Source organism: Acidocella sp. C78 (assembly GCF_907164655.1).
On sequence record NZ_CAJQZK010000060.1, the window covers coordinates 228722 to 253107 of the forward strand.

Consider the following 24386-nt stretch of genomic DNA (forward strand, 5'->3'; position numbering starts at 1 on the left):
CCATGACCCAGATTCGCACCCTCTTTGATGCCGGCAAGGACATCTATCGCGCCATCGAGAAGGTCATCACCTATCAGGCCTCCCAAGAGCAGCGCCTGAAGGCGGAGATCTCTGAATACATCGTCACCGAGAGCATCGAGCAGCAGCTGGAGCAGTTGCTGGAGAAGATGCAGGCGGCGATGGAGTCTGGCTCCAGCCACGAGATCGGCGTGTGGGTCTCTGGCTTTTACGGTTCGGGCAAGAGCTCCTTCACAAAATACCTCGGCCTTGCCTTCGACGAGCGAGTCACCATCGACGGAAAGCCATTCCTCCGCTACTTCCAAGATAGGCTCCACCGGCCGACCACCCGGGCACTGCTGTCAAAGTTGGCGGCGAGCTTCCCGGCCGCGGTGGTGTTGCTCGACCTGGCGAGCGAACAGATAGCCGGCGCGTCCCTCGCCGAGGTCTCCACCGTCCTCTATTACAAAGTTCTCCAATACGCCGGCTATTCCCGGAATCTCAAGGTCGCCGCGCTTGAACGCCGGCTTCGCAAGGAAGGCCGGTACCCTGAATTCGAGAGGGCCTTCCAGGAGGAAACTGGCGAGCAGTGGGCAGATTACAGGAACGACGAACTTGTCGTGGACAGCGTCGTTCCACGACTAGCCCACAAAATCTACCCCAACTTGTTCCGCACCGAACAGGCATTCAACACCGCCGGCAGCGATACCATCTACCTGATGGACGACCGCGTCCAGGAAATGATCGACATCGTTCGCGAGGCGTCGGGCAAAGAGCACATCATCTTCGTCATCGACGAAATCGGGCAATACGTCGGCAGTCAGCAGACCAAGATCCTCGATCTCCAGGGCCTTGCCCAGAACTTGAAGGACCTAGGTGGCGGCAAGGTGTGGATCGTCGGCACGGCTCAGCAAACGCTGACCGAGGATGACCCCAGAGCGGCCATCAACTCGCCCGAGCTCTACAAGCTCAAGGACCGTTTCCCGATTACAGTCGCGCTTGAGTCGAGCGACATCAAGGAAATCTGCTTCCGCCGTCTGCTGGGCAAATCGTCCGCGGGCGCGGTCGAGCTGGGCGCGCTGTTCGACCGGCATGGACAGGCTTTGCGGCAGCACACCAAGCTGACTGACGCAAAATTCTATGACGCCGGCTTTGATCGCGAGGCGTTCACCAACCTCTACCCCTTCCTGCCTGCGCATTTTGACATCCTGCTCCACCTCCTCGGCGCCCTGGCGAAATCAACCGGCGGCATTGGCCTCCGGTCCGCCATCAAGGTGATTCAGGACATTTTGGTGGAAGGGGCGGGTTCGCTAAAGCCCGCGGCGGATCGAGAAATCGGATGGCTTGCGACCACTGTGACGCTATACGACGCCCTGGACAAGGACATTCGACGCGCTTTTCCGTCGATCCACCAAGCCGTCGAGAAGGTCCTCATTCGCTTTCCCGACGATGAGTTCTGCCAGGGCGTCGGCAAGACAGTCGCGGTTCTCCAGATCCTCGGCAACCTGCCGGTGTCAACGGACAACGTCGCCGCTCTGATGCAACCGACGATCGCCGCCGCTTCGCTGGCAGACAAGGTCAAGGAGGCCACTGACCGACTCCTAAAGGACGCCATCGTTCCCCTCGGTGAGAAGAACGGCTCGTTTCGGTTCTTCAGTGAAAAGCTGAACGACGTCGAGCAGGAACGGGCTCAGCTCGTTCCGCGATCGCCAGACCTCCGGCGGGTTTTCAATGAAGCGTTGAAGGAGGTTTTCGAGCCGCTACCCGGCACCAGACTGCACGGAACGCTGTCGGTGACGGCAGGGCTGAGGCACATACATGGTGGCCAGCAGACGTCCTTGGCCGGTGAGCGGGAAACAGTCCAAACCATCGTGTCGTTCGCTGATCCGTATCCATCCGGTGTGAACCGCCTGCCGGTACGGCAAGGAGGCGTGCATAAGAGCGCTGCTACGAGCTGATTCATGGTAAGGGGCGGCGGGCGGATGGAGATTATCACGGGGGTAGAGCGCCGGCGCCGCTGGCGGGATGAGGACAAGCTTCGGATTGTGGCGGAGGCTGAGGCGCCGGGTGCGGTGTTTGCGCTGGTTGCGCGGCGGCACGCGATTTCGAGAGGGCAATTGTGGAAGTGGCGCGGTCAGGTTCGGCGTGGTGAGTTGGTGCCGGTGCCGATGGTACCGGAATTCATTCCGGTGCGGGTAATGGCGAGTGCGGCACTGTCGATGCCGCGGGCGGCAGGCAAGTCAGCTTCGGTGAACGACGCGAGCGTTGATCCGATGTCGCAGAGGCGAGCCACGCGATGCGATGCGAGCCGGATCGAGATCGTGCTGCCGGACGGGACGTGTGTTCGGGTTGATGATGGAGTTGGGGTTGCCGCCTTGCGTCGGGTGCTGACGGCGGTGCGGCGGTGATCCCGGTCTCGGCCGGTGTGCGGGTCTGGCTGGCGTCGGGGCATACGGATATGCGCCGCGGGATGAAGGGGCTCGCGTTGCAAGTGCAAGAAGGTCTGGGACGGGAGCCGTTCTGCGGGGATGTTTTTTTCTTTCGCGGACGCGGCGGGTCGCTGGTCAAGGCGATCTGGCACGACGGCGTGGGGATGTCGCTGTATTCGAAACGCCTTGATCGAGGGCGGTTTATCTGGCCGCAGACTGCGGACGGCGTTGTGTCCCTCACCGCTGGTCAGATCGGTTATCTTCTGGAGGGGATCGACTGGCGAAATCCACAACAAACCTGGCGGCCGCAAGCGGCCGGGTAGGCGCGAAGATTCTGGGGAAAATCCTGGTCCAGAGCGGATTTCTGTAGCGAAACCCTGGAAATTCGTGATTCTATACGGGGCATGGATCTCGATCCTTCGACCCTGCCGAATGATATCGCTGCGCTGAAGGCGATCATTCTGGGCGACCGTGCTCGGCGGTCCGATACCGCAGCGTATATCGCGCATCTGAAGCTGCAGATCGAGAAGCTCAAGCGTGCGCTCTACGGCCCCAAGGCGGAACGCACGGCGCGGCTGCTTGATCAGATGGAACTGGAACTCGAAGATCTCGAGACCACCGCGACCGAGGACGAACTCCGCGCCGAGCAGGTGGCCGCGAAGGCCAAAACCACGACTGTCGCCGGCTTCACTCGCAACCGCCCATCACGCCAACCCTTCCCCGAACACCTGCCACGCGAGCGGGTTGTGCTGCCAGGTCCGACCCAGTGCGCCTGCTGCGGTGGATCGCGGCTCGCCAAGCTCGGGGAGACGGTGACCGAGACACTGGAATCCATCCCCCGCCAATACAAGGTGATCCAGCATGTGCGGGAGAAATTCACCTGCCGCGATTGTGAGAAGATCAGCCAGGAACCAGCACCCTTCCACACCATTCCACGCGCTTTTGCCGGTCCCGGCCTGCTCGCGATGATCGCCTACGATAAATTCGGCCAGCATCAGCCGCTGAACCGTCAATCTGAACGGTTCGCACTGGAAGGCATCCACCTCAGCGTCTCGACCCTGGCCGATCTGATTGGTGCTACCTGCGTGGCGCTGGAGCCGGTGTTCAAGCACATCGAGACGATGGTGTTCGCGGGTGCGCGCCTGCATGGCGACGACACCACCGTGCCGGTGATGGCACGAGGGCAGACCGATACGGCGCGCGTGTGGGTTTATGTGCGTGATGATCGGCCGTTCGGCGGATCGGGTTCCCCCAGCGCGGTGTTCTACTATTCACGTGACCGCGCCGGCGTTCATCCGCAAACCCATCTCGCCGGATACCGCGGCATATTCCAGGCCGATGCCTATGGCGGCTACAACAAGCTCTACGAGTTGAACCGATCTCCTGGACCGATCATCGAGGCGGCGTGCTGGTCGCACGCCCGACGAAAATTCTTCGAGCTGGCCGATATCGCGCGGAACGCGAAGCGCAAGGCCCAGGGTAAGACCCCCGCCTTCGTGGCGCCGATGGCCTTGGCCGCGGTGCAGCGCATCGACGCGCTGTTCGAGATCGAGCGGGAGATCAACGGTCAGTCACCCGCTGAACGCCTGGCGGTGCGCCAGCAACTCGGCGCCCCGCTCGTCGCTGAACTCGAGATCTGGATGCGCGCCGAGCGCGCCAAACTCTCACGCCACAACGATGTGGCGAAGGCGATCGACTATATGCTGAACCGTTGGTCATCATTTACCCGGTTCCTGACCGACGGGCGGATTTGTCTCAGCAATAACGCGGCCGAACGTGCCCTACGCACCCTTGCTCTGGGCAGAAAATCCTGGCTATTCGCCGGCTCCGATCGCGGTGGTCAAAGGGCCGCCATGTTGTACAGCCTGATCACGACGGCAAAGATGAACAACGTCGACCCACAGGCATGGCTCGCCGACATCCTCGCGCGCATCGCCAGTCATCCAGTCGCCAGCATCGAGAAATTGATGCCATGGAACTGGACACCGCAATCCTGGGCCCTGGCCGCCTGATCGTGCAGACCAATAAAATCCACCACGTCTTCACGATTGACCGTGTCGCCAGGGACCTCGGCGAGGATGAGGAGTGGCTCGCGGACATCGCCAATGAGATGGAACCCGAAGACGGCCTGATCTGGGTTTACAACCTCAGCGACGGCGGCGTCATAGCCTTCACCGACTTTGGTATCGAAAATCTGCGCGAGCTCATCCTGATCCACCGAGATAGAGCCAAATAGACTCGTCCGCGGCTCTGACCGGATGGGTACGCTGATCCGGGAGACTATGAGGCAGAAAAGGGACGCCTCACCGACGAGTCTCGCCACAAGTCGTCCGAAAACGCCATTTACCTGCTTGCCAGACGATCTCCCGAGGCCGACGACCTTGTCGCTGAGATTTGCCGATGCCAACGCATCGCCGAGCTGCACAGGCATGACCCCGACCAAGAGGTCAAAGAATATTGCCAGAGCCAGATCGACCGGGCCTCTCGTCTCACCTCCGAACTTGCCCAAAAGATCGTCCGCGGCTTGACTCATGGATCGTTCGTTTTCCGCGGCAAGGTAACGGCGGTCGATAGCCTCGACGCATCCCTGCTCGCGGCATGCAGGAAGCACCTGGCGGAAGCAGCCGAACGCGTGTTTGACCGTTACCAGGAAGCGCCAGAGCGTGTGGGAACTGACCTCGCGGAGAGGTTCCTCCGCGCGCCCAACCTGAGGGCGATCACCTCCCAGACTGACCCACTCGGCTTCGTTCAGATCTCGGGCGGCACCCCAACCATCAAGACCGACCACAAGGGCCTCGTCAGCATCAAGGATTATGTCGAGCGGAACGGTACGGTGGAAGGCAAGAAGCTGTTGGACGTCTTCTCGGGTCCGCCTTTCGGCTGGTCGCCGGATACTGTTCGCTACATGGTCGCCGCCCTGCTCGTCGCGGGCGAGGTGAAGCTGAAGGTCTCCGGGCGAGAAGTCACGGTCAACGGCCAGCAGGCCATCGAGGCTCTCAAGACCAACAACACCTTCAAGCCCGTCGGTGTCGCCTTGCGTGACGACAGGCCCTCCATGGACGTGCTTGCCCGGGCCGCAGCACGGCTGACCGACCTTTGCGGTGAGCCGATCGTCCCATTAGAGGAGGATATCGGAAAGGCGGCCCAAAAATTGCTGCCATCGCTGCAGTATCAACTTGCCCCTCTGGCGGAACAGCTTCAGGCTCTGGGTCTCCCAGGCGTGGAGACGGTTCGCTCGGTAAACCAGCAAATCGCTGACATGCTGCTTTCCGACGCATCGGACGCGCCGCAACGGTTCGGGGCAGAACAGTCCCCGCTTTATGACGGGTTAAAATGGGCCAGCGCGGCCAAGCTCTCGTTCGATCAGGGCATTGCCGAGACGATCAAGACACTGCGTGACCTTCAGCGCGGCATTGATGAGCTTCCCGGCACCGGCGTCCCAAAAGACCTTCGGGATGCGACCCGCGACGATCTGGAAGCCGTGGCCGATATGCTGGCCCAAGAGGATTTTTTCAAACGCAAAGCCGACCTCAGCACCCGCCGAACCGCCATCGAGACGCAAGTCGCCAACGCAGTCGAGCATATGCGGTCCGCGCAGGCGGAGAGGATTCTGGCCGCTGAGGGCGAGCTGTCGCTGCTGTCCGAATGGTCCGAACTCACCGCCGAAGAGCAGGCGGGGACCCTAGCCGAAATTCAGGCGCTCGCGAGCAAGGTCAGCACCGATATGGCCGGTCTCAAGCGATTGGTCTCATGCCAATTCGATATCGAAGCCACCATCACCGAGATGAAAGCGAAAGTGGCCCAGATCGGTAAGGCTCGGCGCCAACCGCCACCCTATCCCACACCCCAACCCACGCCTTCGTCAGGGATGCACGACAGAGGACGAAAGACGGTCTCACTGCCCTCCCAAATCGGCAATCTGGATGAGCTGGATGCACTGATCCGAACCCTCTCCGCGTTGCGCCGGGACCTCATGAGCAACACCATCGACCTGGTGGTGAAGGGGGACTGAACTTATGGCCTTCGATGATGCAACACGAGGTCGTCTGCAGCGCTTCGTCACCGATGCTAGAGCGGTTCTGACCAAAGAGTTCGCCAAGCAATTCCAGCAGGACTACGGGCTGGACCCGGAATCCGGCAGCGTGGCGGCGTTGGAGAGCCTGGAGCTGGACGACCAGCGCCTGGAGACCGCGCGCATCCTGCGCGAAATCCTGGGCCATTACCTTGCATCGTCCATCGGCCAGGGCGCCGAAGCGAAGAAGGCGGTCCTGGATCGGATGGTGCGGGAGCAGGCCTTCACCACGCTTAATCGCTTGGCTGCGCTGCGTATGATGGAGGCGCGCGGGCTGGTTATGGAATGCGTGGCCAAGGGCTATCAATCCAAGGCGTTCCAGCTTTACCAGCGCGTCACTGGATCGGCCCTCGGTGAGACCGGGGATGCCTATCGTGTGTTCCTGCTCAGCCTGTGCGGCCTCTACAGCGACGACCTGCCTGCGCTGTTTGATCGCCATTATCCTAACGGCCGCCTGTTTCCGCGAGAACCAGCCCTGCTGCCGCTGCTGGACCTGATTAACGCCGCCGATATCGAACCGCTCTGGGGCGAGGACGAGACCATCGGCTGGGTCTACCAGTATTTTAACAGCAAGGATGAGCGGAGAGCCATGCGCGATGCCAGCCAGGCGCCGCGCAACAGCCGGGAGCTGGCGGTTCGCAACCAGTTCTTCACGCCGCGCTATGTGGTCGAATTCCTGGTGGACAACACGTTAGGCCGACTGTGGTTCAACTGGACCGGTGGGCTGACCGGGCTGCGCGATCGCTGCCAATATCTACTGGTGAAGCCGGACGAAAACCCGGAACCCGCCAGGCGGCTGCGTGATCCGCGCACGATCAAGCTGCTCGATCCGGCCTGTGGATCGATGCATTTCGGGCTGTATGCGTTTGACCTGTTTCTGGAGATTTACCGGGAAGCCTGGGCATGGGAGCAGCAGCACGGCCCCGGCGTGCTGGACGTCTCGACCCAGACGCAGGCGGGCTTCAAGCCGCTTTGCCACACCTACGCCAACGAGGACGCCTTCCTGCGCGATGTGCCGCGGCTGATCATCGAGCACAACATCCACGGGGTCGATATCGATCCGCGCGCTGCCCAGATTGCCTCGCTGGCACTGTGGTTGCGTGTCCAACGCGCGTGGCATGAGGCCGGCGTGCGGGCCGACGACCGGCCGCTTGTCGGGCGGGGCCATGTCGTTGCGGCAGTGGCGCCCCCAGCCGAGCCAGACTTGCGACGCAGCTTCATGCAGGAGCTCGACCCGCTGGATGCCGAGCTGTTCGAGAAAGCACTGTTCATGCTCAAGGGGCTGCCCGAACTTGGCATTTTGCTGCAGGTGGAGAAGGAGCTGCCACGGCTGACCGAGCATGTTTACGGCAAGGTCTTCGACCTGTTGCGCGAACGCGGGCGGCGAAAAAGCTGGGCCCAGATCGAGACGGATTTACGGGAAGCGCTTGGCGGCTTCGCCCGAGCCGCCCGCGCGACGTATCAGGGAAGGCTGTTCTCGATCGATGCCTTACAGGGCTTGCGGCTAATCGACCTCACCCAGGCCAGGTTCGATGTCGTGGTCATGAATCCGCCATTTGGCGCCCTGGCAGCTGATACCAAGGACGAGCTGTCGAAGGTCTATCCGAAAAGCAAGAATGACTTGTTGGCCATTTTTGTCGAGCGTGGCCTAGGTCTCTTGCGCGGCAACGGGCGGCTTGGCGCCATCACGTCGCGCACGTGCTTCTTCCTATCGAGTTTCCAGAAATGGCGTGAGCACGTCGTATTGGGCATGGCGCGTCCAGAAACCATGGCGGACCTCGGACTTGGTGTCATGGACGACGCGCTGGTTGAAGCCGCTGCATACGTCCTGGAGAAGCACTCATGACTGTTTTTCTGCGACTCCTGGAGTCGACGAACAAAAGTCAGTGTCTAAGCGAACTTTCGTACGCGTTCCGGAGCAGCATTTATGACAGCCGAATCTACGAAGTTAGCACGAGTCAGTTTCAAGACTTTCCCGGCACGTCTTTTGCGTATTGGGTCGACGATTCGGTGCGACGCGCGTTCAAGACTTACAATGCCCTAGAATGTGCTGAGACCGGACTCGTTGCACGCCGCGGCGTAAACACGAATGATGATTTCCGCTTCCTACGATCCTGGATTGAGGTGTTGTCGGCGTCTCCGCGTTGGGTTCTTCATCCAAAAGGCGGGAAATACAGGCCGTTCTATTCAGACGTAGACTTGGTTGTCGATTGGAACCGTGACGGCGCATACCTGCAGGCTGAGCGCGTCACAGATCGTGTTTATGCTTACGCCATTGTCCCGAGTAAAGAATTGTACTTTCGGCCTGGGTTGACGTGGTCCCGTCGCACCAAGAGCCGCTTATCAATGCGAATTATGCCTAAAGGCTGTATTTTTGGGGATAAGGGACCAGCAATTATAGCAAGCGGCGACCAACCAGAAGAATTATTTTGTCTTTTGGCGATCTGCTCGAGCGACGCCTTTCACAGGCTAATTGAGGTTCAACTCGCCGCCGCGGATGCACGACCCGGCGGGGCGGCACACTCATTTGAGGTTGGCGTTATCCAAGAGACTCCCATCCCCAAGCTGAGCGCCCCCCACCGATCCAAACTCTCGAAACTAGCGTACCGGGCTTGGCAGCTCAAACATACGTTGGACACAACTGAAGAAATCTCACATGCTTTCGTGCTGCCAGTGGCATTGCGATGCCGTGTAGGTGGTTACGATTTACAGTCCATTGAGGCGGAGCTGGAGCGCATTCGATCGGAGATCGACTTGATTGCCCTCGACCTCTACGGCTTTTCCAAACCCGGCCGTGCAGATGCGCATGCCAGCAACTTGAGGATGATGAACGAAGCTGGGGCTCAAGCTTCCGACGACGATGGAGATGAAGACGAAGGCGCCAATCCCATCGATCAGACAAGCGGCCTTCTAAACTGGGCAGTCGGCGTTGCCTTCGGCCGTTTTGACCTGCGCCTCGCCACCGGCGAGCGCTCTATGCCACCACAGCCCGAACCCTTCGACCCGTTGCCTGCGAAAAGCCCTGGCATGCTACCGGACGGCGCAGAGCCGTTCCATACGCACGCTGGCATTCTGGTGGATGATCCCGGGCATCCGCATGACCTGCAGCGACTGGTCGAAGAAATCCTTGCCCGCGTCGATGCGCTGGTGCCGCCCGATGTACGCCGGTGGCTGCAACGGGAATTCTTCCCCGTTCACTTGCAGGGCTATTCCAAGAGCCGCCGCAAAGCGCCGATCTATTGGCCGCTATCCACTGCCTCCGGCAGCTACACGCTCTGGGTTTACTACCCAAGCCTGACCAGCCAGACGCTCTACACCGCCGTCAACGACTTCATCGAGCCGAGGCTGAAGCAGGTGGGCCACGATGCCAGCGCTCTGCGCACCAAAGGTAGTGCCCGCAGCCGTGATGAGGATCGGGCGCTGGAAGCCGTTCGGTCCCTGGAACAGGAATTGATGGCGGTGCGTGACACGTTGTTGCAGATCGCGCCGACCTATCGCCCCAACCATGACGACGGCGTGCAGATCACCGCCGCGCCGCTCTGGCCGCTATTCCGCCACAAACCGTGGCAGAAGCTGTTGAAGGACACCTGGGCCAAGCTGGAGAAGGGCGAGTACGACTGGGCGCACCTCGCCATGGCGTATTGGCCCGACCGCGTCCGCGAGAAGTGCAAAACCGACAAGTCGCTGGCCATCGCCCATGGTTTGGAAGACCTGTATGTGGAACCGGCCGCCACGCCAAAGAAAGCACGTGGCAGGAAAAGCACTGGGGGCACGTTATGATTCAAGACGTCAAAGCGCTACCGGTTAGTTTTTATTTCAGCCCCGATGGGATGACCTCGTTTTTTATTCCGAAATATCAACGTGAGTACGTATGGGGCTGGAAGAATTGGGATGCATTATTCAACGATCTTGAAGAATCTCCCAGCGGGCACTTTCTTGGCTCGATCATTTGTGTGAACACTCAGCATGACGGCTTAGCGGGCGGCCGGTTGGAACTCATCGACGGCCAGCAGCGCTTCACCACCATTAGCCTCCTGTTCTGCGCGTTCTACAAGAAGCTCAATGCAGTTACGAACCCAGACCGCAAGCTGATAGTCGAACTGGACAACCTGGAAAATAGAATCTTTGTTCGGTCAGCGGGGCAATGGCGTTTGGAGCCCAGTGAGCAGGCAAAAAACAAGGTCGATTTCCAGAAAGTGCTAAGCGATCTTTTCCCTAAAAAGGTGAAGGCGCCGAAAGATCTAGCGTATTTTGGAAATCGACGTATTGGCCGTGCCTATGGCTATTTCTGCGATAGGCTCAGTGGGCTGAGTTTGGACGATACCCTGGCGTTGCTGGACAAACTCAAGACAGCAATGCTGGTCAAGATCGAAGTACGAAGCCACTCCGATGCCTTCATGTTGTTTGAGTCAATCAATAACCGTGGCATCCCTTTGTCAGCGATCGACATCATTACTCACCAGTCGGTAATTAAGACGACATTTTGCTAGTCGTATGTTTGCGGGGATGATATAATTCTGGCATGAAACGGGACGGTCGCAGATTTGATCATCGCACCCTGGAAACCATCCGGCTGATGGCTGTAGAGCGGGTGCGCGAGGGCGAAGCGGCCTCTTTGGTGATTGCCTCATACGGGTTCAGCCGCACAACAATCTATAAATGGCTCAGCGCGGCATCGAAGCCTGGGGTCGGGGTGAAAGCCTTGCGGTCACGGCCGGCAACCGGCCGGCCGCGGCGTCTGACGCCGCGCCAGGAGCAGCAGGTGTTGCGTTGGATCAATGGCCGCGATCCGCGCCAATACGGCCTGGATTTCGGGCTGTGGACCCGGCACGTTGTGGCCGAACTGATCGAGCGCAAGTTTGGTATCAAACTCGGTGTGACGGCTGTGGGCGAACTGCTGTCGAAACTGGGCCTGACGCCGCAAAAGCCGTTGCAGCGTGCCTATCAGCGCGATCCGGAGGCGATCGAGGCATGGCGACGTGAGCGGTTTCCTGAAATCGCCAGGCAGGCCAAGTCCTGTGGCGGCGAGGTCTTTTTCTGGGACGAGTCCGGCTTTCGGGCCGACGCCGTGCATGGCAAGACCTGGGGCGTGAAGGGACAGACGCCGATCGTCGAGCGTCCGGGCCAACGGCAATCGATCAGCGCCGCCTCGGCGGTGACAGCCCGCGGCGGGTTCTGGTATTGCACTTATGAAGGCGGCCTGAATGCTGAGTTGTTCGTAGCGCTGCTACGCCGGATGATGCGGCACCGCACGAGGCCGGTGCACCTGGTCCTCGACGGGCTGCCTGCCCACAAAACAGCGCTGGTGAAAGCCTACGTGGCGTCGACCAATGGAATGCTGACGTTGCATTTTCTGCCAGGCTACGCCCCTGACCTGAACCCAGATGAACTGGTCTGGAGCCACATGAAGCGGACGGGCGTCGCCCGGACTCCGCTACGCCAAGGCGAAAAGCTTCAGGACAAAATCGAAGCCCAACTCGCCGCCATCAAGCGCAAACCACGTCTCGTGCAATCATTCTTCAAAGCACCAACTGTCGCCTATATTACCGACTGCTGAGTAAGAACAACCTGCTGGCGGAGCTCGACAAACGACCGGACTATGGCATTGATCGCGCGTTTGACGAATGGAAAGACTTAATTGATCTGCTGCCCGACCCGGCCGTGCAGGAGCGCTTCCTGCGTCAGCTGTACAACATGTTCAAGTACCTCAAGCAGGTAGAGGTAAAAGGCTGTCCACGCGCTACCCGCTCGAACCTGATCACCATTTACGACACACTGCTACGCAAGCGCCCGGTCTGGCTCTTTGGTTCCTTGCAAGCCAAAGGCAAGATCTATGCAACGCTAATGGATACCACCGCTGCAAAGGTGCAATGGGGAGAGTTGTGCGCGTCTGCCCTCCAAGACCTGCAACGTTTGGGCGCTGCACCAGCCTACGCATTTCTACTATGGGCTAGCCAAGTCGCGCAAAGCCAAGCGTGGGATGAAGGTGACACGCTGCGCCGCTTGGCGACCTTGCTCACCAAATGGTTCTTCTGGCGCAATCTGACCGACATGCCGCCAACTCGTGAACTCGACCCGATGTTTATGGAGCTGGTAGGCGACCTGCTAAAATTGATCCGCAGCAGAGAGGTCCGCGACTTGGACGCCTTCGTCCAGCGGACCAGTGTGTGGTTATTGCAACGGGCAGCCCCCGAAGACGACTGTGATTCTCGCCTAAAGGGCGACGTATACCTCGAAAATTATGAGGTTACCCGATTTATGCTGTGCAAGCTTGAAGAGGCACATCAAACCCTCGAGTCGAGGCGGGACTTGTGGGCGCATGACGCGAATGAACGGCCCGTGTTTACCGTGGAGCACATCCTTCCGAAGACTGAAAACCTCGGCCCAGGCTGGGTAGCGATGCTGGAAGGCGATGGGTCTGTCACGGCTGATGCAATTCGTCAGCGCTGCGCGCACCAGCTCGGCAATCTCACATTGAGTGGATACAACTCTAAGCTTGGGACGATGGAATTTCTGAGGAAGCGTGATCGGCAGAACGACAAGGGGGATTTCATCGGTTATCGGAATGGCCTCTATCTAAACGCAGACTTAGCTAGCCGGAATGATTGGAACGAACCTGCCATCGCAGCCCGAACGGAAAAGATGCGCAGGGAGGTGAAGTCAATCCTGGGCCTGCGGGAGGACTCATGACCATTGCCGGGTTTATCCGCGAGAGTGTACTGCGGCGGCGCCTGAAGCAGGCCGCGGTCATGGCAGTCTATGACCCGGACCGGCGCTATCGCGACCTGTGCCTATCGATGGCGGATGACGCCACCCAGGTAGTAGACGCCAGCGACAGCAGCATCAAAGCCCGCGAGGCCGCGATGCTGGCACTTGCCTCTCTGGGGCGCCCGGACCATCCCAAGGAGCTGCTGGTGTACGTTCCAGCCAAGCCGCCCGTCACGGATGAGGAACGCCAAGCTGACCCGTTCGCCATTTACGCGGCCTGCGGCGCGATCTTCCCGGATGGGGACGGAGATCGCTACGAGAGCCTCTGCCTGAAGGCGAAGCCCGATCACGCCACTGAGATCCGCCGGCTATTCGCCGAGAATCCATCACCGCCCTTTGCGCTGATCGATAATGTGGGTGGCGGCCTGTCCTGGCCCACCCTGCGCACGTGCCTGGGGGCTGAATCTGCGCGTGAGATCATGCTCGCTCTCCTCGTCCCGACCACGAAGCAGACCGAGGCGCTGAAGGCCAACGAAGGCTGGGTTCCAGAGGCAAAGGCGCTGCTGGAGAAATCCCTCGGCCTCAAGCTGATGACGCGGGGCAAGACACTGTCGTCGATCGCGGACGAGGCATGGCGCTTTCTGCTCTTCAGCGAATTTGCCTTCGACCTCCCCGCGTCGTTGCCCGCGAGTCTGTCCAACGTCCCGAGAGCACCGGAAGCGGCCCGCGTACTCGTGGAAGACCTGTGCGACACAATCAGGAGCGGCATGATGACCCGCAGCGAGTACATCGCCCGCGCGGAAGCCGTCGAAGAAGAACTCAAGCTGCGCGAGGCCTGCTCGGGGATCGTCGACCTTGGCGTGAGGAGCACGTTCCCCTTTGAGGAACGGACGTTTCTATCATCGGCGGTGAAGGCACTCGTCGGCGACGACACAGACGCCGCCAAATCGCTCCTCGCTGCCCATGGAGGATCAGTCTGGACCGGCAAAGGCGAAAGCCAGGCCCAATGGGGTCTGGTCGAAGCCGGATTGCGCCTCATCGAGGCCTGCGAGGACGCTGACCGCCAACTCGCCGAGAACGCCCGCAGCCTCGACGCCCTCATCGAGCATTATGCGGCGTCTCTGCGCGAGGCAGACAGGCTTCAGCGCGAATTCGAGCAGGCGGTTGGCGACTACATCCCGACTGACGGGTCGCTGTCTGACGCGGTCGAGCACTGTCGGAAGCGATACGCGAGGTTGGCGGAGAAGGTCCAATCCGTCTTCACCCGGCACTTGGAAAGCGGCGGCTGGCCGCCTCAGGGTCGGTTGTCGAACGCTGACGTGTTGGACAGTGTGGTGGCACCGATGCTCAAGGAGAGCGGGCGCCGGGTGGCCATCATCATGGTGGACGCGCTCCGCTACGAGCTGGGTGTAACTCTCCACAGGCAACTCGCTGAGACGGAGCAAGCCGAGATTCGCGCTGCATGCGCCCAACTGCCCACCGTCACTCCCGTCGGGATGGCCTCCCTGCTGCCGGGAGCCGGCACGGGGCTTCGGCTGACGAGAGACGGCGACGGGTTCGTCGTAATGCTTGACGGAACAAAGATGGCCACGGTCGCCAACCGCATGGATGTCGTGCGAGCGCGCTTTGGCGACAGGTTTGCGGAGGCGCCGCTCGACGCTTTTGTGCGGCAGAAGGATAAGGTCGCGGAAACCGTCGAGCTGCTGATCCTGCGGAGCACCGACATCGATGCTCATCTGGAGAACACCCCATCGGGAACGCTCACGACGTTGGCCCTGATCCACCAATCGCTGAAGGCGATACGCGTGGCCGTCCACAAATTGAAGCATGCCGGCTTCGCCGACGTGGTCATCGCCACCGATCACGGCTTCGTGCTCAACGCCCATGCCGAGGCAGGGAGCGTCTGCGCCAAACCGGCAGGAGCTTGGGTTACGGTACATGACCGCGCACTGCTCGGAGAAGGGGAGGCGGATGCGAGCAATTTCGTCCTGCCAGCCGAGAAGGCTGGGGTAAGAGGCGATTTCGCCAAGCTGGGCGGTCCGCGCAGCCTGGCCCCTTACCGCAAGGGGCTACTGTATTTCCACGGCGGCGCGTCTCTCCAGGAGGCAGTTGTCCCAGTCATCACGGTCAGGCTAAAGCAAACAAAGCAGCCTCTCTTGGCAGCGGCGAAAGTCGCTCTTGCCTACAAGAACGGCGCCAAGCGGATAACCACCCGCCTGCCCGTGGTGGACTTGGCAGTGGAAGGCGAGAACATGTTCTCGCTGGGCGAAACCTTCGAGATCCTCCTTGAGGCATACGACAAGAAGGGGAATATCGTCGGCGAGGCGAAGCGCGGCGGACCCGTTGACGTCGCGACCGGCACCATCACGGTGAAACCCGGCGGCAAGGTTCAGGTGACCGTCAAGATGGCCCTCGAATTTGAGGGCAAGTTCACGTTGAGGGCACTGAATCCCGTGACGATGGCACAGTATGCGTCGCTGGATCTGGAGACCGACTATGCAGTCTGAATACGTCATGGACGCCATCGACGCCAAGCTCAACGACGCCTTCGACGGCAAGGTGGTCCGCAAGGATCTTCTTCACCGGATCAAGAAGGGCACCAACATCCCCACTTTTGTTCTGGAGTTCCTGCTTGCCAGATACTGTGCCAGCAACGACCCGGCGGAGATCCAGGAGGGCCTAGAGGCAGTCCTTTCGACCCTGCAGGAGAACTATGTCCGTCCCGACGATGCCAACGCAGCTCAGTCCCGCGTAGCGATTAAGGGGAAGCACAAGTTCATCGACAAGGTTCATGTCCGCTACGTCGAGAAGGAAAAGCGACACTGGGCATCCCTCGAAAACTTTGCCTCTCAGCGCATCGCGATTGGCGAGAAGTTCTACCGTGACAACGACCGCCTGCTTGAGGGTGGAATCTGGGCCGAGGTCGTTATCGCCCACAACGACGTCGATGCCGACGCCTACGCTTTCTACGTAGAGGACCTGCGGCCAATCCAGCTCAGCCGATTCGACTTCGCCTCCTATGGCGAAGCCAAGAAAGCCTTTACCCGCGATGAGTGGATGGATGTCGTCCTCCGCTCGGTCGGGCTTGAGCCCGCTAAGTTGTCCCGGCGCGTGAAGCTGCATTTCATCGCCAGATTGGCGCCGCTGGTCGAGCCGAATTTCAACTTTATCGAGCTTGGGCCCCGCGGCACAGGCAAGTCATACTTCTTCTCGGAATTTTCCCCCTATTCAACCCTCATCAGTGGCGGGCAGGCGACCAAGTCGGTGCTATTTTATAATAACGCGCGCCGCAAGATTGGTCTGGTAGGGTTCTGGGATACCGTCGCATTCGACGAAGTTGGCGGGATCAAGGTCAAGGATCCCGACACCATCCAGATTATGAAGGACTACATGGCCAATGGCCGGTTTTCGCGCGGCGTGGAGGTCATCGCCGATGCCAGCATGGCGTTCGTCGGCAACATTGACATGTCGGTCGAGCAAATCGTCCATTCGACGGAATACGATCTGTTCCAGCCTCTGCCCGACCAGTTCGACCTGGCAGTGATGGATCGCTTCGCCTGTTACCTGCCAGGCTGGGAAATGCCCAAAAACAGTAGCGCCTTCCTAACCGACCGGTTTGGCCTCATCACCGATTACCTAGCTGAGGCATTCCACTACCAGCTCAAGCACGGCAACCGCTATGAAGAGGTTAGCAAGAGGCTGACGCTCGGCGCCGCCGTCGAGGGGCGTGATGAGAAGGGCATCAAGAAGACCCTGTGCGCGATGCTCAAGATCCTGCACCCGGTAGACTCTCCGACCGACGAGGACTTCGACGAGTACGTCGCCTACGCGATCGAATGCCGTCGCCGCGTCAAAGAACAGATGAACAAGCGCAAGCCGGACGACGAGTTCGCCAAGATAGACTTGTCTTTCTTCAACAAAGTCGGAAAAGAGATCGTCGTCTCCTGTCTTGAAAGCATTGGCGCCTCCGCGACATTGGAGCCCGTCCGCCGCCGTCTCCGGCCGAAGATCGTGGAAGCCAAACCAGCCAACGAACCCTCCTCTCCGTCCGCGCCCCAAGCCGCGCCACCGGCTATGGCGGCGCTCCCCCCCGAAACCGAGGAACCGACTGAGCAACACTACACGATCGCTTACGGGGACACCGGTCACTCATATGACACCATCTTTGGCCCCTATCTGCCGGGGGCGAAGAGTGTGGTTGTCGAAGACCCCTACATCCGCATGCCGCATCAGATCGCGAACTTCGTCCGGTTCTGCGAGACGGCCGTGAAGGCGGAAACGGTCAGAAGCATCACCCTCTTCACCTCATACGATCAGCAAACAGACCTGGCTGGCCTTCAAGAGAAGCTAGACGAGCTCAAGCAGAGCCTGGTGGAGTACGACGTCGCCCTCGATGTGCGCCTGAACGACAAGATGCACGACCGCGAGGTGCGTCTCGATAATGGGTGGACCATCAAGATCGGCCGCGGTCTAGATTTCTACCAGAAGCCTGATGGCTGGTTCGCGGTGGGTGCAACTGACCTCAGCCTTCGGCGCTGCCTGGAGACGAAGGTCGACGTGTTTCGCATCCCATCAACGGACGGAAAGAATTGAGTATCGGCCGTCATCCGCACACGATGTCAGTTCTGTTCGGGTGACTGGAATTGCTCGTTATTCTGTTTACGTCCCAAATCGGATTTCTGCCCGTCCAACAGCGCCGCTATCTCAGACGAAACCTTGTCCGCGGCTACCCGGAGTGCCTCGTCGATATGAATGTAGCGCTGGGTCACACCGCGCGCGGCGTGTCCAAGCAGGGCAGCGATCGTCAGTTCCGAGAAGCCGAGATCGCCGGCCACGCTGGCGAAGGTATGACGCAGCGTGTGTGGCGTTACGTCCTCCAGTCGTGCGGCGCCACACACCCGTTCGAGCACCCGCACGACGCCGATGAAATGCCCGTTTCCCCAGTCTGCCGGGAATACATATGGCGAGCCGTCGGTGACCGGCTGCGCGAGAATGAGATCGATGACGGCTTGACCCACGACGCGCATCTGCGGGCCGGTCTTGGTTTCTGGAAGCTGAATGGCCCGCTGTTCCGCATCCACCCAGGCGCGCTGGAGGGCAAGGCACTCCATGCGCCGGAATCCCGTGAGCAGCAGAAGCCGGATTGCGGCCAGGCCCGTTGGGTGCTCACCCTCGGCGGCGAGCGTACGCATGGCTGTACCCAGACGCGCGATCTCGGCCCTGCTTAAGCGTCGCTCTCGCGGCGTGCTGGCCAGCTTGCGCACGCCCCGTGCCGGGTTGCTCTCGATTTTCCCCCAACGCACGGCGTGCTCAAAGATCGAGTGCAAAGACGAGACCGTGCGGGCCGCGGCTCCCTCGCCACCGATCGGCGTGCCGCCCCGTGGCCCCGCTCGGCCCTTCGCCGTCTTGCCGGCGGCAATGTCGGCCTGCATCGCCTCGATATCGCCAAGCTTCAGGCTAGAAACCCGCCGCTCACCCAAAAGTGGCCGGATATGCGTTTCGATGCGACTCTTGTCCATCGTCAGGGTGGACGCCTTTATCGGCCGCCGGCGCCGGCCGAGAATGCGCCCTGCGTTGGCTTCCAGGAGATACCAGTCGCAGATCTCGCCGACCGTCGTGGTGCTGCCGTCGGGCTCGACCGGCGCCGCTGGGTCGACCCCCTTGGAGACCGCGACCAGCTTTTCGTGGGCGATCACCCGGGCCTCCTCGACGGTCATCAGTCCATAGCGGCCGATGACCAGACGGCGGGTCCTACCTTCCGGGGTGCGATACTGAACCACGAAGCTCTTCAGTCCCGACGGCATCACCTGCACGCCGAAGCCACGGAGCTCGCGATCCCACGCAAAACTTTCTCGAACCTTGACTCCAACCTTCGCACGGTTCGGAACTTTGAGCGCGTCGACAACGCGCTTTGTGAGCCTTGTTTCCGCCATATCAATGCCTTAGCGCCAGATTGCTTAGAACACGGGGATCATAGCCCCTCACAAACCAATTTCCAAGCATTTGGCGGCAAGTGGGCGCGTAGAGGAGGCCGTCCATGGCGGCGCATGGAACCTCAGGAATGTATATGACACAGTGTATTAGCGCATTATTGCGTAGCCCCGGCTACCCCGTCGCAGACCCTTCAGGGACCTTGCCAAGGTTGGGGTCGAGGGTTCGAATCCCTTCGCCCGCTCCAGATTTCCTCAGGAAAATTTAGGGCTTCCAAGCGGCCCTCCAAGACCTTTTTCGCTTTCAAGGCGCCTTCGGGGTACGATCCAGGGCCGTCTGTGAGTTTCTCACCTTCGGCCCCATGACCGCACACCCGAGTGTGAGCCTCATCCGGTCAGATCGGGTCATCTGGCCGGATGAACAATTCTCAACTCATCTATCTGGCAAGGATTGTGTAGCCTGATGGCGCCGCGATGAATCAGTTGCGCGATTCGAGGCGCTGGATCGATTTCAGCTGATGCGTGAAAGCCGACCGGCCGCCGGCGTGGGAGAGGTGCTGGACTGTCGCGCCCTGCCGCTGGGCGCTGCTGGCCGGCGTGGCCTGTGCTGCGACCGGCGCTATGCCGACCATGACGGCGAGGGCGGTCATGGCTATCGTTCTTGTACGCATGGAAAAACTCCGTGTTCGGTGATGCGGGACAACTCCCGCTTCACGCGGAGATGGGTGGGCGCGGGCGGGGACGGAACATGCCGCCAACGGCTAATACTCATGCCTCGCGCGCATGACCGGGGCCTAGGTTCTGTACCTATTGCCATGACTACGGAGCGTCTGATTCAAGTCTGTTTGGAGGACTTGGAACATGGCGGAACTTTTCTGGCTGAACGACACGCAATGGGCTGCGATCGAACCATTGCTGCCGAAGCTTGGCGGCAAGCCTCGGGTTGATGACCGCCGGGTGCTGAGCGGCATCCTGCATCGCTTTCGCGAGGGCTTGCGATGGCGAGCGCTTCCTGAGGCCTATGGGCCACGAACCACGGTGTTCAACCGGTTCAACCGCTGGAGCCAGCGTGGCCTCTGGCAGGAGATCTTTGCGGCCCTGGTCGCCTGCGCGTATCCGCCGCGCATCGCCATGGTGGACAGCACCTCGGTTCGGGCACATCGCGCGGCCGCGGGCGGTAAAGGGGGGCGCAAAGCCAGGCTATCGGCCGGTCGAGGGGTGGACGGACGACCAAGATCCACGCCGTCGCGGATGAGCAGGGGCGCATCGCCGCACTCCTCCTGACGCCGGGACAGGCCTCCGACATCAGCGGCGCCAGGGCGCTTCTGCCCACAATACCGCCACCAGAAGAGCTGATCGCCGACAAAGCCTACGACGCCGATGACCTGCGCGCCTTCCTCACCCGCCAAGGCACCAGGCCCGTGATCTCGCCCATGCCCAACCGCCGCGCCATTCCGCCCTTCGACCCCGTCGCCTACAGAAAGCGCAATCTCATCGAACGCGCCTTCTGCAGGCTCAAGGACTGGCGCGCCATCGCCACACGCTACGACAAAACCGCACGAAATTTCCTCGCAGGTATCTGCCTCGTCCTCGCCGTCACATCTTGGATCAGTTGAGTCCAGAACCTAGAGCATCATCCGATCAGATAGAGTCATCTGATCGGATAAAGATGCTCTGAATATCAATACCATAGAGCACTACATCCGATCCGGATGGATCGGAAAGTGCTCTAGCGCATTGACGCGGGCCGCCTGGGTTTGGTTCGATGGAATCATGAGCACGAGAATTTTGCGTTGGGCCGGCCAGGTGGCGTTGTTCGCCAGCCTCGCCGGGGGGCTTTCGGGCTGTGGGCTGGCAGCGGCGCCGTGCCGGGTGACGTCGGCGGGGCTGAAGATCATCCCGTTGATCGGGCCGGTGGCGGCTGCGCCGAGCGATGCCTGCGCCAACGCGATCGACCCGACGCCGACTCGGAGCTGAGTTTTTGCTCCGCTCCGCCTGATACCCTCCGCGGCCCGTGAGGGTGCGGGGATCGCGGGCCGCCGCGCCCGGTGCGGACGCGGCGGTGGAGGAGGAGGAGGAGCAAAAGATCAGGCGGAGGCTTTGGCCTCGCGCCGGCGGTCGTGCAGGATGAACTCGGTGTAGCCGTTCGGCTGGGTGCGGCCCTTGAAGACGAGGTCGCACGCCGCCTGGAAGGCGACGCCGTCGAAGCCCGGCGCCATGTTGCGATAGGCCGGGTCGCCCGCGTTCTGGCCATCGACCACCGCGGCCATGCGCTTCATCGTCTCCATCACCTGCGCCTCGGAGACGATGCCATGATGCAGCCAGTTGGCGATGTGCTGGGCGGAGATGCGCAGGGTGGCGCGGTCTTCCATGAGGGCGACGTTGTGGATGTCCGGCACCTTGGAGCAGCCGATGCCCTGGTCGATCCAGCGGACGACGTAGCCGAGGATGCCCTGGGCGTTGTTGTCGAGCTCCTGCTGGATGTCCTCCGGCTGCCAGTTCGGGCGGTCGGCCAGCGGGATGGTCAGCAGGTCGGTGAGCGAGCCCATCGGGCGGGAGGCAAGCTCGGCCTGGCGGGCGGCGACATCGACCATGTGGTAGTGCAGGGCGTGCAGCGTTGCCGCGGTGGGCGAGGGGACCCAGGCGGTGTTCGCACCGGCGCGGGGGTGGCCGACCTTCTGTTCGAGCATCGCCGCCATCGCGTCGGGCGCGGCCCACATCCCCTTGCCGATCTGGGCGTGGCCGGGCAGGCCGCAGACGATGCCGATATCGACGTTGCGGTCTTCATACGCCTTGATCCAGGGCGTGTTCTTGATCTCGTTCTTGCGGATCATCGGGCCGGCCTCGATCGAGGTGTGGATCTCGTCGCCGGTGCGGTCGAGGAAGCCGGTGTTGATGAAGAAGATGCGGCTGGCGGCGGCGGCGATGCAGGCCTTGAGATTGGCCGAGGTACGGCGCTCCTCGTCCATGATGCCCATTTTCAGCGTGTCCGGCGCGAGGCCGAGCAGGGATTCGGTGGCGGCGAAAAGGCCGTTGGCATAGGCGACCTCGTCGGCGCCGTGCATCTTCGGCTTGACGATGTAGATCGAGCCGGCGCGGGAGTTGCGCAGCCCGCCGGTGCGGCGGATGTCATGCAGGCCGCAGAGGGAGGTGACCACGAGGTCGAGGATCGTCTCGGGGATCGGCTTGCCGGCGGCATCGAGCACGGTGTCGGTGTAGATGTGGTGGCCGACATTACGGACCAGCATCAGCACGCGGCCGGGGAGGGTGAGGGTCGAGCCGTCCGGCGCGATGTAGGCGCGGTCGGGGTTGAGCTTGCGGGTGAAGGTCTTGCCGCCCTTCTCGACCTGTTCCTCCAGCGTGCCGGCCATCAGGCCGAGCCAGTTGCGGTAGACCAGCACCTTGTCCTCGGCATCGACGGCGGCGACGCTGTCCTCGGCGTCCATGATCGAGCTGATCGCGGATTCGACGATGAGGTCGGCGATGCCGGCCTTGTCGGTCCGCCCGATCGGGCTGGTCGGGTCGATCGCGATCTCGACATGCAGGTTGTGGTGGCGGAGCAGGACGGCCGTGGGGGCGGCGGCGTCGCCGCGATAGCCGGCGAACTGGGCGGCGTGCTTCAGGCCGGTCTCGCCGCTTTCGAGCACGGCGGCGAGATGGCCGTTGTGCACGCGCAAGGCGCGGATATCGACGTGGCTACCGGTGGCGAGCGGGAAATGATCGTCGAGGAAGGCGCGGCCGCGGGCGACGACGGCGGCGCCGCGCTGCGGATTATAGGCCTTGCCGCGTTCGAGGCCGCCGGATTCGGGAATGGCGTCGGTGCCGTAGAGCGCGTCGTAGAGGCTACCCCAGCGGGCGTTGGCGGCGTTCAGCGCGTAGCGGGCGTTCATCACCGGCACGACGAGCTGCGGACCGGCGATGGCGGCGATTTCGGCATCGACGCGTTCGGAGGTGACCTTCACATCGCCTGGCTCGGGCTTGAGATAGCCGATCTCGCGCAGGAAGGCCTCGTAGGCGGCGGGATCGATCTTCTGGCCGCGGCGGGTGCGGTGCCAGTCATCGATCGCGGCCTGGAGACGGTCGCGCTCGGCGAGCAGCTCGGCGTTGCGGGGGGCGTGGCGGGCGACGAGATTGGCGAAGCCCTGCCAGAAGGAAGCGGGCTCGATCCCGGTGCCGGGCAGCGCCTCGGTCTCGATGAAGGCGTGAAGCTCGGCGGCGACGCGCAGGCCCGCCGCGTCCACATAGGTTTGAGTCATTGGTTCGTCTCCTTGATCTGCGCGGTTTTTGGCCAAACCGGCCAGTCTTGTCGAGGGGTGGAGCGCGCTTGCAGTGCTGCCATGGGCAGATCTGCCGCAGTCGGGCTTGATATCGCCGCCTCGCTCCGCAATTAACAGGGCCGATCATGAACTTCCGGTGCCCCCGGACGGACGAGCGACGGAGTTTTCCCGACAGATGAGCGCCTTCAACACCGAAACCGTCACCCAGGTCCATCACTGGACCGACCGGCTGTTCAGCTTCACCGTGACGCGCGACCCCGCATTCCGCTTCATCGCCGGGCAGTTCACCATGATCGGGCTCGAGGTCGAGGGAAAGAAGCTGCTGAGGGCCTATTCGATGGCCAGCGCCAGCTATGACGATCATCTGGAATTCTTCAGCATCAAGGTGCCGGACGGGCCGCTGACCTCGCGGTTGCAGCACGTCAAGCCAGGCGATCCGGTGCTGGTGGGGCGCAAGCCGACCGGCACGCTGCTGGCCGACAACATGCACCCCGGCGAGCGGCTCTATCTTCTGGGCACCGGCACCGGGCTCGCGCCGTTCATGAGCATCATCCGCGAGCCGGACATCTATGAGCGGTTCCGTCAGGTGGTGCTGATCCATGGCTGCCGGCACATCAGCGACCTCGCCTATGAGGACTACATTACCAAGACCCTGCCGGCGGACGAGTTCATCGGCGCGCAGGTCTCGCGGCAGCTGATCTACTACCCGACGGTGACGCGCGAGCCGTTCCGGCATAACGGGCGGATCACGCAGATTCTCGAAACCGGAAATTTCGGCCCGGGGATCGACCTGCCGCCGCTCGCGCCGAAGGATGACCGGGTGATGCTGTGCGGCAGCCCTGCCTTCCTCGACGACATGGTGCAGCTGCTCGAGCGGCGCGGCTTCACCGAAGGCAGCTCGTCCCGCCCCGGCGATTACGTGATCGAGAAGGCCTTCGTCGAGAAATGAGGCCGCGCTGACGGCCGCGCCGCG

General features: G+C 61.5%; 19 protein-coding genes. 16 read left to right on the forward strand and 3 right to left on the reverse strand.

The features are described from left to right. The first annotated feature begins 2 nt into the window (after positions 1-2). The 13 genes from brxC (at position 3) to brxL (ending at position 17799) form a co-directional block, all read left to right on the forward strand. Complete coding sequence (gene brxC / locus ACIDOCELLA78_RS81680) at positions 3-1955, forward strand: BREX system P-loop protein BrxC (RefSeq protein WP_201727547.1); 1953 nt, start codon at positions 3-5, stop codon at positions 1953-1955. 24 nt (positions 1956-1979) lie between these two features. Continuing rightward, entirely contained in the window at positions 1980-2405 is a 426-nt protein-coding gene (gene tnpA, locus ACIDOCELLA78_RS81685) for an IS66-like element accessory protein TnpA (RefSeq protein ID WP_201727520.1), read from the forward strand. Then, positions 2402-2749, forward strand: coding sequence for an IS66 family insertion sequence element accessory protein TnpB (gene tnpB, locus ACIDOCELLA78_RS81690; protein ID WP_201727519.1), 348 nt, complete (start codon positions 2402-2404; stop codon positions 2747-2749). Before tnpA ends, tnpB begins: the two co-directional genes overlap by 4 nt. An 81-nt stretch (positions 2750-2830) precedes the next feature. Beyond that, complete coding sequence (tnpC, locus tag ACIDOCELLA78_RS81695; protein WP_201727518.1) at positions 2831-4438, forward strand: IS66 family transposase; 1608 nt, start codon at positions 2831-2833, stop codon at positions 4436-4438. Beyond that, positions 4399-4662, forward strand: coding sequence for a hypothetical protein (locus ACIDOCELLA78_RS81700; protein ID WP_249674923.1), 264 nt, complete (start codon positions 4399-4401; stop codon positions 4660-4662). The genes tnpC and ACIDOCELLA78_RS81700 overlap by 40 nt, the downstream gene beginning before the upstream one ends. A 288-nt stretch (positions 4663-4950) precedes the next feature. Then, positions 4951-6438, forward strand: a complete 1488-nt coding sequence (locus ACIDOCELLA78_RS81705; RefSeq protein ID WP_201727548.1) for a hypothetical protein — start codon at positions 4951-4953, stop codon at positions 6436-6438. A gap of 4 nt (positions 6439-6442) precedes the next feature. After that, positions 6443-8344: an Eco57I restriction-modification methylase domain-containing protein gene (locus tag ACIDOCELLA78_RS81710; RefSeq protein ID WP_201727549.1), complete on the forward strand. Its 1902-nt coding sequence runs from the start codon at positions 6443-6445 to the stop codon at positions 8342-8344. Between the two features lie 785 nt (positions 8345-9129). Continuing rightward, positions 9130-10278: a hypothetical protein gene (locus ACIDOCELLA78_RS81715; RefSeq protein WP_201727550.1), complete on the forward strand. Its 1149-nt coding sequence runs from the start codon at positions 9130-9132 to the stop codon at positions 10276-10278. Beyond that, on the forward strand, positions 10275-10988 hold the full coding sequence (locus ACIDOCELLA78_RS81720; protein WP_201727551.1) for a DUF262 domain-containing protein: 714 nt from the start codon (positions 10275-10277) through the stop codon (positions 10986-10988). Before ACIDOCELLA78_RS81715 ends, ACIDOCELLA78_RS81720 begins: the two co-directional genes overlap by 4 nt. 32 nt (positions 10989-11020) lie before the next feature. Further along, positions 11021-12055, forward strand: coding sequence for an IS630 family transposase (locus ACIDOCELLA78_RS81725; RefSeq protein ID WP_201727480.1), 1035 nt, complete (start codon positions 11021-11023; stop codon positions 12053-12055). A gap of 104 nt (positions 12056-12159) precedes the next feature. Continuing rightward, complete coding sequence (locus ACIDOCELLA78_RS81730; protein WP_201727552.1) at positions 12160-13188, forward strand: HNH endonuclease family protein; 1029 nt, start codon at positions 12160-12162, stop codon at positions 13186-13188. Then, positions 13185-15713 carry a PglZ domain-containing protein gene (locus ACIDOCELLA78_RS81735; protein ID WP_201727553.1) on the forward strand — a complete coding sequence of 843 codons (2529 nt, stop codon included), beginning with the start codon at positions 13185-13187 and terminating at the stop codon, positions 15711-15713. The genes ACIDOCELLA78_RS81730 and ACIDOCELLA78_RS81735 overlap by 4 nt, the downstream gene beginning before the upstream one ends. 7 nt (positions 15714-15720) lie before the next feature. Further along, entirely contained in the window at positions 15721-17799 is a 2079-nt protein-coding gene (brxL, locus tag ACIDOCELLA78_RS81740) for a BREX system Lon protease-like protein BrxL (RefSeq protein ID WP_201727554.1), read from the forward strand. Positions 17800-17825: 26 nt separating this feature from the next. Here the strand turns inward: brxL and ACIDOCELLA78_RS81745 are convergent, their stop codons facing one another. Beyond that, positions 17826-19139, reverse strand: a complete 1314-nt coding sequence (locus ACIDOCELLA78_RS81745; RefSeq protein WP_201727555.1) for a site-specific integrase — start codon at positions 19137-19139, stop codon at positions 17826-17828. 476 nt (positions 19140-19615) lie between these two features. After that, positions 19616-19807, reverse strand: coding sequence for a hypothetical protein (locus ACIDOCELLA78_RS81750; protein WP_201727556.1), 192 nt, complete (start codon positions 19805-19807; stop codon positions 19616-19618). A gap of 190 nt (positions 19808-19997) precedes the next feature. Between ACIDOCELLA78_RS81750 and ACIDOCELLA78_RS81755 the strand changes: the two genes are divergently transcribed. Both ACIDOCELLA78_RS81755 and ACIDOCELLA78_RS81760 read left to right on the forward strand, forming a co-directional pair. Beyond that, a protein-coding gene (locus tag ACIDOCELLA78_RS81755; RefSeq protein ID WP_374223207.1) for an IS5 family transposase occupies positions 19998-20752 on the forward strand; the annotation gives its coding sequence in 2 pieces (ribosomal slippage) (positions 19998-20318 and positions 20321-20752; 753 coding nt in all). Between the two features lie 157 nt (positions 20753-20909). Next, complete coding sequence (locus tag ACIDOCELLA78_RS81760) at positions 20910-21113, forward strand: DUF6726 family protein (RefSeq protein WP_201727558.1); 204 nt, start codon at positions 20910-20912, stop codon at positions 21111-21113. A gap of 110 nt (positions 21114-21223) precedes the next feature. On the opposite strand, the gene ACIDOCELLA78_RS81765 is transcribed toward ACIDOCELLA78_RS81760, so the two are convergent. After that, positions 21224-23392: a malate synthase G gene (locus tag ACIDOCELLA78_RS81765; RefSeq protein WP_201727559.1), complete on the reverse strand. Its 2169-nt coding sequence runs from the start codon at positions 23390-23392 to the stop codon at positions 21224-21226. 196 nt (positions 23393-23588) lie between these two features. On the opposite strand from ACIDOCELLA78_RS81765, the gene ACIDOCELLA78_RS81770 reads away from it, so the two are divergent. Then, a complete protein-coding gene (locus ACIDOCELLA78_RS81770) occupies positions 23589-24362 on the forward strand; it encodes a ferredoxin--NADP reductase (protein ID WP_201727560.1) in 774 nt (257 codons plus the stop codon). The last annotated feature ends 24 nt before the right edge of the window (positions 24363-24386 follow it).